The sequence below is a fragment of the Embleya sp. NPDC059213 genome (assembly GCF_042754445.1).
Classification (GTDB): Bacteria; Actinomycetota; Actinomycetes; order Streptomycetales; family Streptomycetaceae; genus Embleya.
Genome location: NZ_JBHZAV010000076.1, coordinates 34,327 through 44,775 on the forward strand (window position 1 = coordinate 34,327; position 10,449 = coordinate 44,775).

Sequence of the window (10,449 nt, forward strand, 5' to 3'; positions counted from 1 at the left end):
CCGATGCTCCCCTCGTATGGAGAACGAGAGAGCCACTACAGCACGCAGGACAGTGACTGCGTCGAGGTCGCGCCCGACCGGGCAGCCGTTCGAGCGCGGGACTCGAAAGTCGTCTTGGGCCCCGTTCTGGAGTTCGGCGAGGCGCCGTGGGCGCGCTTGGTGAGTGCGCTGAAATAGCCGCTCCGACGCCGAGAAGCCACCCGCCCGACGTTCGAGCGGGTGGCCGCTTCGTGGCGCCGGCCGCACGGGACGCGGCCTGTGCCCACCAGTACTGCATGAGCCACGAGGTACCGGCCCTCAGGAGTTCCCCTGTCGGGAGGGTCGGCCCAGGGATGCCGACACCGGTCGTCGGCTACCGACCGCCGTCACTGTTGGGCTGTCGCGCGAAGTAGTCGCGGAGCATGATCGTGGTCCATTCGGCCTGGCGCTGTGCTCCGCGAGGACCCATCTCACCGAACCACGGCTTCACGTCCAGACCGGTGTCCCGTCCACGGCGTCGAGATCTTCGACATGGAGGTCCGAGCCGTCGACCTCGATCAGACGGCAACGTGAGACCCCGAGCCAGAAGAGGAATCCTGCTTCCGTAACTCGGTCCGTGCGTCACTCGGAGGACGAGCCGGCTCGACGATCCAACGCATACACCGTGACAGGACTGCCGTTCAGTGTGTCTTGTCGGCGCGGCGAGAAGCCGAGGCGCTGAGCCACCTTCACCGACGGCTCGTTGCCCGGTCTCATGAGAGCGGTGAAGTAGTCCTCTTGAAGCGAGGCAAAGCCCCAGTCGAGGCACGCTCGAGCTGCCTCGGTTGCATATCCGTGCCCCCAGTGCTCCGCCCGGAGCGTCCATCCCAACTCGACCTCGTCGAACTGCTCCCAGTACTGCAGGCCACTTCGCCCGATGAATTCGCCGTTCGACCTGAGTTCAACAGCGCACAGGCCATGACCTCGCTCAGCCCACTGCCGCTCAACCACAGCGAGCCGTTCCAACGCTTGTTGACGGGAGAAGGTCCCGACGAACCGATTGACCCTCGGATCGGCATGGAGTGCGACAAAGGCATCAACGTCCGAGATCGCAAGAGGTCGCAGGGACAATCGCTCCGTCTCGATCATGCCTCAGATCCTAGTTCTCGACGCCGGCCCGACTCACGGGGCACCCGCAGCTCTACCGAGCCTTCGAACAGGCGAAGGCAAGGCATGAGCCGGCTGGACGAAGGCACTGCAGATGTCGCCAAGCGGAGCAGCTGATCGTCCGGTCGAGGCTGACGGGCCCGTAGAGAAGTCACCCACCGAAGAAGCCACCCACCCGAGTACTCGGGTGGGTGGCTTCTTCGGGTTGCCAATCAGGCGCCGGCGGCTTCGAGTTGCCGATCAGACCCCGGCGGCCCGATCGGGCGCCGACGCCCGACCAGGTGCCGGCATCCGTTCGGGCGCCGGCGTCCGTTCAGGACGTGGTCTCCGCGACGCGGTCCTCGCCCTTGATCCGGCGGACCGCCGCCGCGACCAGGCCCGCGAAGAGCGGGTGCGGGCGGGTCGGGCGGGACTTGAGTTCCGGGTGGGCCTGGGTGGCGATGAAGTACGGGTGCTGCTCGCGCGGCAGTTCCACGTACTCCACCAGGCGGCCGTCGGGCGAGAGGCCGGAGAAGACCAGACCGGTCTCCTCCAACTGCCCGCGGTAGGCGTTGTTGACCTCGTAGCGGTGCCGGTGCCGCTCCTCGGACTGCGCCGCGCCATAGACCTCGCGGGCGATCGAGCCCTCGGCCAGGTCCGCGGTGTACAGGCCCAGGCGCATCGTGCCGCCCAGGTCGCCCTGGCCCGCGACGATGTCGAGCTGATCGGCCATGGTCGCCACCACCGGGTGCGCGGCCTCCGGGTCGAACTCCAGCGAGTTCGCGCCGGCCAGGCCCGCCAGGTTGCGCGCGGCCTCGATCACCATGCACTGCAGGCCCAGACAGATGCCCAGGGTCGGGATCCGGTGCTCGCGGGCGTAGGCGATCGCCTGCACCTTGCCCTCGACGCCGCGGTCGCCGAACCCGCCGGGGATCAGTACCGCGTCGCAGTCGCCGAGCTCGCGCGCGGCGCCCTCGGGCGTCGCGGTGTTGTCCGAGGTCACCCACTTGATCCGGGTCCGCACGTTGTTGGCGAAGCCGCCCGCGCGGATCGCCTCGGTGACCGAGAGGTAGGCGTCCGGCAGGTCGATGTACTTGCCGACCAGCGCGACGGTGATCTCCCGCTCGGGCTGGTGCACCCGGCGCAGCAGGTCGTCCCACTGGGTCCAGTCCACGTCCCGGAAGTTGAGCCCGAGCCGGCGCACCACGTAGGCGTCCAGGCCCTCGGAGTGCAGGACCTTGGGGATGTCGTAGATGGACGGAGCGTCGATGGCCGCGACCACGGCCTCCTCGTCCACGTCGCACATCAGCGAGATCTTGCGCTTGATGTCCTGCGGCACGGCCCGGTCCGCACGCAGCACGATCGCGTCCGGCTGGATGCCGATGCTGCGCAGCGCGGCCACCGAGTGCTGGGTCGGCTTGGTCTTCAGCTCGCCCGACGGGCCGATGTACGGCAGCAGCGAGACGTGCAGGAAGAACACGTTGTCCCGGCCGACCTCGTGCCGGACCTGGCGGATCGATTCGAGGAACGGCAGCGACTCGATGTCGCCGACGGTCCCGCCGACCTCGGTGATCACGATGTCCACGTCGTCCACGGCCATGGCCCGGATCCGCGACTTGATCTCGTTGGTGATGTGCGGGATGACCTGCACGGTGTCACCGAGGTATTCGCCGCGACGCTCCTTGGCGATGACCGTCGAGTAGACCTGACCGGTCGTCACGTTGGCCGAGCCGTGCAGGTCGACGTCGAGGAAGCGCTCGTAGTGGCCGACGTCCAGGTCGGTCTCGGCGCCGTCGTTGGTGACGAACACCTCGCCGTGCTGGAACGGGTTCATCGTCCCGGGGTCGACGTTCAGGTACGGGTCGAGCTTTTGCATCGTGACCCGCAGGCCGCGCGCCTTGAGGAGCGCTCCGAGGCTCGACGCGGTGAGCCCCTTGCCGAGCGAGGAGGCGACGCCTCCGGTGACGAAGAGGTGCTTCGCCTGCCGGCTGCGACTGGGCGTCTGAGGCACTGCCAAGGAGGGGCTCCCGTGGTTGCGATCGAGGGGATTTCGAAGGGGACGCTGCTGGGCCGATGCGGGCCCGGAACAGTCCCACCAAGTCCACGGGATACCAGCCTAACAGCGTCCGGGGTCGAGGTCCCGCACCCGGTACGGAACAACTGCGACACCATACGGCGATTGCCCAGAGTGACAACGCACAGGAGATTCCGGGCACATGCCGACGGATCGGCCGAGTCGGATTCGACACAGAGTCAACGATCGGGTCGGCAAAAGCAGGCACGTTTCAGCGCCGACGGCGCACTATGCTACGCAGGCGGTGCACGAACCTCTCTCCGTTCGCCGACACCCGCGCGCAGCGCAAACGTACGCGCGCGACGGGTGCGCGTCCCCCGGATCCCGACGGGACGACATTTCGGGAGCACCGGTCGATCCGGCCACCGTTACGGCGGTCGATCACGCGCGCGTGGTGCACTCTGGAATGAATCGATCAACCGCTGATCAGAACATGTCGATCGGCGAGCGCGGTACGCAGGAAGCCAGCAGACACGCACGCAGCAGACAACAAACCACGGCCGAGCACAGCCCGTACGAAACCAGGCACGTACGAATCCAGCCCCCCAGCCGAACCCGGGACGCACAACGGGACAACCGGCGCCATCAGGACGACCAGGAACGGAAAGCGTTGCCCGTGACCAGCCGCATCGAGGACTACGCCCTCATCGGGGACATGCAGACCGCCGCTCTCGTGGGCCGCGACGGTTCCATGGATTGGCTCTGCCTCCCCCGCTTCGATTCCCCCGCCGTGTTCGCGGGCCTGCTCGGCAGCGAGGAACACGGGTCGTGGCGGGTCGCGCCGCTCTCCGGCGGCCCCGCGACCCGTCGCCGGTACCGCGGCGACTCGCTGATCCTCGAATCGGAATGGGAGACCCCTCGGGGGACCATTCGGGTGATCGATTTCATGCCTCCGGCGGACGCGCTGGTCGGCGCGCCGGTCGTGGTGCGGGTCGTGGAGGGCGTGTCCGGTCGGGTTCCGGTCCGCTCGGAGCTGCGCATGCGATTCCACTACGGCAAGGTCGTGCCGTGGGTGCGCCGCGAGGCGGACGGGCGCACCGTCGCGGTGGCCGGCCCGGACGCGGTGTGGTTCGCCAGTGACACCGAGACCTACGGGCGCGGCCTGACCACCTATTCGGACGTCACCCTCGGCGAGGGCGACCGGGTCACCTTCACCCTCACGTGGCATCCCTCGCACGTCGAGGGCCCGCTGCCCACCGACGCGTTGGCCGCGCTCGCGGACACCGAGGCGTTCTGGGCCGACTGGATGACCCGCTGCACGTACCAGGGCCCGTGGCGCGAGCCGGTGGTGCGCTCGCTGATCACGCTCAAGGCGCTCACCTACGCGCCGACCGGCGGGATCGTCGCGGCACCCACCACGTCGCTGCCCGAGGACGTGGGCGGGGTGCGCAACTGGGACTACCGCTACACGTGGCTGCGGGACGCGGCGATGACGCTGGGCGCGCTGCTCAAGACCGGCTTCGTGGACGAGGCCAAGGCGTGGCGCGAGTGGCTGCTGCGGGCGGTCGCCGGCGATCCGGAGAACCTGCAGATCATGTACGGCGTGGGCGGCGAGCGCCGGCTGACCGAGTACGAGGCGACCTGGCTGCCCGGCTACGAGGGCTCGCACCCGGTCCGGATCGGCAATGCCGCCGCCGAGCAGTTCCAGCTCGACGTGTACGGCGAGGTCATCGACGCGCTGCACCTGGGCCGGCAGGCCGGCATGGAGGGCAACGACCACGCGCACGCGCTCCAGCTCAAGCTGATGGACTACATGGAGCAGCACTGGCGCGACCCGGACGAGGGCATCTGGGAGGTGCGCGGGCCGCGCCGGCACTTCGTGCACTCCAAGGTGATGGCCTGGGTCGCGGTGGACCGCACCATCAAGATGCTGGTGGACGAGCCGATGGACTCGGACACCGAGAAGATGCTCGAACACCTCAGGGAGGTGCGCGAGGAGATCCACCGCGAGGTGTGCGCGTACGGATACGACGTGGATCGCAACACCTTCACCCAGTACTACGGCTCGACCGAGTTGGACGCCTCGCTGCTGCTGATCCCGCAGGTGGGCTTCCTGCCGCCGGAGGACAAGCGGGTGATCGGCACGATCGAGGCGATCCAGCGCGAGCTGACCGAGGACGGCTTCGTCCGCCGCTACCCGACCAACGGCACCAGCGTCGGCCTGGACGGCCTGCCGGGCGACGAAGGCGCTTTCCTGGCCTGCTCGTTCTGGCTGGCCGACGACCTGGCGATGATCGGCCGGGTGGAGGAGGCACGCGAGTTGTTCGAACGCCTCCTCGCGCTGCGCAACGACCTGGGCCTGCTCGCCGAGGAGTGGGATCCCCGACTCCAGCGCCAGGTGGGCAACTTCCCCCAGGCGTTCAGCCACGTGCCGCTGATCGACACCGCGCTGCGACTGACCGCGACGCTGCGCACGGAGAGCACCGACCAGGACTGATCGCGCGGGCGCGGCGTCGTGGCGACAGGACATCGCGGCGCCGGGGGCAGGGGTCCGGCCGGCTTCGGTGGGCGCGCCGTGCAGGTGTGCGCACCGGCCCCGGGTGGTACCTCCCGACACCATGACCCGCGAACGTTCCACGTCCGCAACAACGGGCGACGAGCCGACCGGCTCGTCGCCCGTCTCGTCGTTGCCGTTCCTGCCCCGGGCCCGGCGGCGGCGCCCGCTCACCCCCTGGCGCGATCACCTGCGCGACGGCCTGTGGTTCGCGCCGCTGATCGGGCTGGCCTCCGGCTGGGCGCTGGCCACGTTCATGCTGGCGCTGGACCGGTGGATCCCGAGCTACCTGGAGGACCACGACCGGCCGTGGTTGCGCGAGGGCTACGAATGGTTCCTGGACGTGGCGAGCGGGGCCAAGGAAGCCATCGGCACGATGAGTTCGGCGATGCTGACCTTCATCGGCGTGGTCTTCTCGATCACCCTGGTGGCCCTCCAGATGGCGAGCCAGTTCACCCCGCGCGTGGTCCGGGTCTACGTGCGCAGCCGGGTCACCAAGACCACCTTCGCGGTGTTCCTGATGACCTTCCTGTACGCCCTGCGGGTGCAGAAGGAGTTCGGCGGCTCGGACAGCGATCCGCCCGCGCTGGCCGCGTCGCTGGCGATGGGTCTGGTGGTGACCAGCCTGGTGGTGTTCGTCGTGTACGTGCACTCGACGATCCGGCTGATGCGGGTGACCTACGTGATCGGCTACGTCACCCGGGAGGCGCTGAACGTGCTGGCCGCACAGGCGTACGCCCCACCGGTGCCGGCACTGCCGGACGAACCCGTGGCGCTGATCCCCTACCGGGGGTCGCCCGGCGTGCTCCGCGACGTCGACGTGACCCGGCTGGTGTTCCTGGCCCGGCGGCACGACGTGGTGATCGTGCTGATCCCTCGGGTGGGCGACTACCTGACCCACGGCATGCCGCTCGCGGAGATCCACGGCACCCCCAACCGACGCGGCGCGCCGGCCGCGGCCAAGGTGTGGCCGTGCCTGAGCATCGGCGTCGAGCGCACCATGCACCAGGACCTGACCTTCGGTCTGCGTCAACTCGTCGACATCGCGAGCAAGGCGCTGTCACCCGGCATCAACGACCCGACCACGGCCGTACAGGCGCTGGACCGCATCCACGCGCTGCTCACCCTGATGAGCGGCATCGCCCTGGGCGACCGTGCCCACTTCGACCGCCACGACGTGCTCCGGGTGATCGAGCCGGTCGCCGTGTGGTCCGACGTGGTCGAACTGAGCCTGACCGAGATCCGGCTGTACGGCGCGGGCTCGCCCCAGGTGACCCGCCGACTCAGCGCGGTGCTCGGCGACCTGCTGGAGATCACCCCGTTGGCCCGCTGCCCGGAACTGGTCCGCCAACAGTTGCTGCTCCGCCAGGCGGTCGAACGCACCTATCCCGACACCGCCGGCCGAACCTTCGCGCTGGAACCGGACCGACAGGGCATCGGCTGAGCGGACGGGGTGCCGGGGGCGGGTGTCGTGGGGCGCGGCGGGCCGGCCCCACGACGGGGCGGGGGGTCAGACCGGGCCGAGCTCCTCGTAGATGCTCAGCACCTGGGCGATGGTTTCGCGTTCGTCCGGCCAGGTGGCGGCCTGGACGCGGCCCGCGTCGACCAGTTCGGCGCGCCGGGTCGGGTCGGCGAGCAGGTCGCGGACGGCGGTGGCGAGCACGTCCGGGTCGCCGGGCGGGACCAGGACCGCCGCGTCGCCGACCAGTTCCGGGATGCCGCCGACCTGGGTGGCGACCAGGGCCACGCCGGTGCGCAGCGCCTCCTGGGCGACCAGCGCCCGGGCCTCCCAGCGGCTGGGCAGCACCGCGAGATCGGCCGCGCCGAGCAGGTCGGCCACGTCCGCACGATGGCCCAGCAGGCGCACCGGCAACGCCTCGGCGTCGATCCGGTCCCGGAGCGATTCGTGCAGCGGCCCCTCTCCGGCGATCACGAGCAGCGGTACCGGCCGTTCGTGCGCCCACTGCGCGGCGGCGTCCAGGAGCACCGGGTAGTCCTTCTGCGGGGCCAACCTGCCCACGGCGACCAGCAGTGGCCGGTCCCCGGCGTCGAACTCGGCCCGCACCGCGGCCCGGTCCCGCTCGGCCGGCGGCAGCGGCGGCGCCGACACCGGGCCGAGCCGGGCATCGCGCGCGCCGAGCTGCCTGGCCCGGTCGACCAGGTCGGTGGAGGCGCCCAGGACGACGTCGGCGGCCCGCACCGCGCGGCCCTCCAGCACCCGGGTCAGCGCGCCCTTCGCACCGCCGACCAGGACCGCGTTGTGCAGCGTGAGCACCAGCGGCGTCCGGCGCACCCGATGCCGACCCAGCGCGTTGCCCGCCGCCAACCCCGCGCGCAGCCCGTGCGCGTGCACCACGTGCGCGGGTGCGCAGGCCGCGCGCAGCTCGCGCAGCGCCGCCCGATCGGTGGGCCGGGGCGCCGAGCCGATCTCGACCGCCCGAAATCGTGCGCCGGTGCCCGCGAAGTCGAAGTGTTCCTCGGTCGAGGCGGGCCCGCACACGGTCACCGCGACCCCCCGCCCGACCAGACCGGCCGCCAGCGAGCGCACGTGTGCGCCGATCCCGCCGGTGGACGTGGCCAGGACCAGGACCGCCCGCAGCCGGGCCGGCTCGGCGCGCTCTCGCGGCTCAGACTCCGTCGTCGTGTCCACGTCGCTGCTCCCCTTCCGATTCGGCCGCCCGCGGCCCGCGCAGCGTGGCCTTGACGGCCTCGCCGACGGTCACGGATACGACTCCCGCGAACACCAGGGTGCCCACGATGGCGGCAACCGCCGCGATGATCAACGTGAAGACGATGTCGCCGGTCCCGAATGCCCGCGACATCCCGAACCCGGCCGCGCCGGCGGCAAGCGCGGCGAGCGGGGCGCAGACCGCCGGCTTGACCAGCGCCGCGCCCGCCAACGCCCTCGGGCCGGCCGTCCGGACCACGGCGTAGGCCAACAACAGGCCGGCCACCGTCATCCCGATCGAGTTGCCCAGGCCGAGCGCGGCCACCGTCCACCGCGCGGGCAGCGCGAAGGCCAGCGCGGCGTCGGCGACCACGACCACCACCCACCCGGCCACCACACAGCCCGCGGCGGCGCGACCGTGGCCGGAGGCGTTCAGCGCGCGGCCCAGGTGTGCGATCAGCGCGTACCCGATCAGCCCGGGCGCGAACGCGGCCAGCGCCCAGGCCATTTGCTCGGGCTCGGTGGAGCCAGCCATGAACAGCGCGAAGAATCGACCCAACGGCGCGGCGGCGGCCAGCAGCATCGCGGTGCCGGCCGCGCCGACCAAGAGCACGGTGCGGGTGGTCGCGGCGACCGCGTCCGCGAACGCGTCCCGATCGCCGTCGTGCGCGTGTGCGCTCAGGCGCGGGAAGGCGGCGGTGGCGATCGGCACCGCGAGCACCGCGTACGGGAGCAGGTAGACCATCCAGGTGGTCTGGTAGACGACCAGGGACCCGTGCGTACCGCGCCCGTTGGCGAGCAGGATCACCGCGATCGTCGCGGCCTGCTGGGCGATCAGCGTCGCGACGCCGGCCAGCGCGAGGGTGCGGACCCGGCGGGCCACGCCGTCCGGGAAGTGCAGGGTGGGGCGCAGCCGCAGGCCGGTCGAGCGCAGCGGTACCACGGTGACCAGGGCCAGGGCCAGGACGCCGGCGGTGGTGCCGAGGGACAGGGTCAGTTCGGCGCCGCGCGGCAGGGTGGCGAGGTTGTCCAGGTCGACGTCGTAGCGATTCGCGAAGAGCAGGTAGCTGCCGGCCACGACCACGCTGGACACCAGCGGCGCGAGGGTGCCGGCCAGGAAGCGGTGATGGGCCTGGAGGATGCCGCCGGCGACCACCGCGATCCCGTACAGCAGCACCTGCGGCACGAACACGATCAACATCCGGGACGCGACGTCCGCGACGCCGGGGCCGTCCGCCTTCCCGGCGAGCAGCAGTTCCGTGATCGGGCGGGCCAGCAGCGCGCCGAGCAGCACGATCGGGGTCAGCACCAGGACGACCCAGGTCAGCAGCGCGGACGCGATCCGCCCGGCGTCCTGGCGCGCGCCCTTGGCCACCGGCCCGGCCAGCACCGGCACCACCACACTCGCCAACGCCCCGCCGGCCACGATCTCGAAAACGATGTTGGGCACGGAATTGACCGTGCTGTACGCGGTACCCAGCACGGTGTCCCCCACCGTCCCGGAAAACACCAACTGCCGCCCGAACCCGGCAAGTCGCGCAAACACCGTCACCACAGCCATCAACACAGCGGCCCCGGCGATCCCCCGGACGACAAACCGGGCCCGGGTGGCGCCGGGGGGCGGGGGGTCGACGCCGGCGGGTGCGGCGGGTGCGGGCGTGGGCGCGGCGGACGCAGGTGCGCTGGACGCGGGTGCGGCGGACCCGGGGGCGGGCGCGGCAGACGCAGGTGCGGGGGACGCGGGCGCGGCGGACGCAGGCCCGGCAGACTGGGGCGCGGAAGACGCAGGCGCGGCGGACCCAGGTGCGGGGGACGCGGGCGCGGCGGACCCGGGGACGGGCGCAGCAGACGCAGGTGCGCTGGACGCAGGCTCGGCGGACCCGGGGGCGGGCGCGGCGGACGCAGGTGCGGGGGACGCGGGTGCGGCGGACCCAGGTGCGGGGGACGCAGGCTCGGCGGACCCGGGGGCGGGCGCGGCGGACGCAGGTGCGCTGGACGCGGGCGCGGCGGACCCGGGGGCGGGCGCAGCAGACGCAGGTGCGGGGGACGCGGGCGCGGCGGACGCAGGCCCGGCAGACTGGGGCCTGTCAGTGAGACACGTCTGAGGCG

7 protein-coding genes are annotated in these 10,449 nt (G+C 71.5%); 3 read left to right on the forward strand and 4 right to left on the reverse strand.

Annotation, left to right across the window (positions count from 1 at the left end; genetic code table 11):
• Positions 1–3: 3 nt before the first annotated feature.
• Positions 4–177, forward strand: coding sequence for a DUF397 domain-containing protein (locus tag ACFXMF_RS26235; RefSeq protein WP_379990994.1), 174 nt, complete (start codon positions 4–6; stop codon positions 175–177).
• Positions 178–600: 423 nt separating this feature from the next.
• On the opposite strand, the gene ACFXMF_RS26240 is transcribed toward ACFXMF_RS26235, so the two are convergent.
• Both ACFXMF_RS26240 and ACFXMF_RS26245 read right to left on the reverse strand, forming a co-directional pair.
• Positions 601–1,107, reverse strand: a complete 507-nt coding sequence (locus ACFXMF_RS26240) for a GNAT family N-acetyltransferase (RefSeq protein ID WP_379990995.1) — start codon at positions 1,105–1,107, stop codon at positions 601–603.
• 331 nt (positions 1,108–1,438) lie between these two features.
• Entirely contained in the window at positions 1,439–3,115 is a 1,677-nt protein-coding gene (locus tag ACFXMF_RS26245) for a CTP synthase (protein WP_360318816.1), read from the reverse strand.
• Positions 3,116–3,794: 679 nt separating this feature from the next.
• On the opposite strand from ACFXMF_RS26245, the gene ACFXMF_RS26250 reads away from it, so the two are divergent.
• Together ACFXMF_RS26250 and ACFXMF_RS26255 are read left to right on the forward strand one after the other, a co-directional pair.
• Positions 3,795–5,615, forward strand: a complete 1,821-nt coding sequence (locus ACFXMF_RS26250; RefSeq protein WP_360318713.1) for a glycoside hydrolase family 15 protein — start codon at positions 3,795–3,797, stop codon at positions 5,613–5,615.
• Between the two features lie 121 nt (positions 5,616–5,736).
• Positions 5,737–7,116 (forward strand): DUF2254 domain-containing protein, encoded by a 1,380-nt coding sequence (locus ACFXMF_RS26255; RefSeq protein WP_360318715.1) that lies wholly within the window; start codon positions 5,737–5,739, stop codon positions 7,114–7,116.
• Positions 7,117–7,182: 66 nt separating this feature from the next.
• Here ACFXMF_RS26255 and ACFXMF_RS26260 read toward each other — a convergent pair whose 3' ends face one another.
• Together ACFXMF_RS26260 and murJ are read right to left on the reverse strand one after the other, a co-directional pair.
• Positions 7,183–8,322, reverse strand: a complete 1,140-nt coding sequence (locus ACFXMF_RS26260; protein ID WP_360318717.1) for a glycosyltransferase family 4 protein — start codon at positions 8,320–8,322, stop codon at positions 7,183–7,185.
• Positions 8,300–9,901, reverse strand: a complete 1,602-nt coding sequence (murJ, locus tag ACFXMF_RS26265; protein WP_379992111.1) for a murein biosynthesis integral membrane protein MurJ — start codon at positions 9,899–9,901, stop codon at positions 8,300–8,302. The genes ACFXMF_RS26260 and murJ overlap by 23 nt, the downstream gene beginning before the upstream one ends.
• Positions 9,902–10,449: the final 548 nt, after the last annotated feature.